The 938-nt window shown below is 37.7% G+C and carries 1 protein-coding gene; it reads left to right on the plus strand.

The window, feature by feature from the left end; genetic code table 11:
* Positions 1-938: HYR-like domain-containing protein (locus tag IW20_RS26510; protein WP_035629125.1), on the plus strand; the 938-nt coding region annotated here is incomplete at both ends.

The raw sequence follows: 938 nt of genomic DNA on the forward strand, positions 1-938 counted from the left end.
GATAATTGTGGTGGAACAGTAACCTATACTAAAATAAGTGGTCAATTTCAAAGAGGTAGCTGTGGAAGCACAGGAACTTACACGAATACCTGGACAGCAAATGATGTTTGTAATAATACATCTACTGTATTTACGCAAGTAATTACTGTTCAAGATACTGCTATCCCAACTTGGATTACTCAAGCAGGAACATTAGATATTACATTACAATGTAGTGATGCAGCAGGATTAACAACTGCACAAAATCAAGCACCAACTGCTACTGCAAATTGTTCAATCGTTACTTATACCAAAACTAGCGGTGTATTTGTAGCTTCTACTTCATGTGCTAATTCAGGAACGTATACTAATACCTGGACAGCAAATGATGTTTGTAATAATACATCTACTGTATTTACGCAAGTAATTACTGTTCAAGATACTGCTATCCCAACTTGGATTACTCAAGCAGGAACATTAGATATTACATTACAATGTAGTGATGCGGCAGGATTAACAACTGCACAAAATCAAGCACCTACTGCTACTGCAAATTGTTCAATCGTTACTTATACCAAAACAAGTGGTCTATTTGTAGCTTCTACTTCATGTGCTAATACCGGAACGTATACTAACACTTGGGTTGCTAAAGATGATTGCGGAAATATTACCGATGCTTTCACACAAGTGATAAGTATTGAAGATACTACGAAACCAACTTGGACTACTGCTCCAACTGCACTTAACATTACATTACAATGTAGTGATGCTGCTGGATTAACTTCCGCTCAAGCGAATGCTCCTGTGGCAACCGATAATTGTGATAGTGATGTAACTAACATCGTTAAAACTAGCGGAGTGTTTGTAGCTTCTGAGTCTTGTGGAAACTCTGGAACGTATACTAATACCTGGACGGTTAAAGATGCATGTGGTAATACTTCGGACATTTTCACGCAAGT

This window comes from Flavobacterium hydatis, from assembly GCF_000737695.1.
Taxonomy (GTDB): domain Bacteria; phylum Bacteroidota; class Bacteroidia; order Flavobacteriales; family Flavobacteriaceae; genus Flavobacterium; species Flavobacterium hydatis.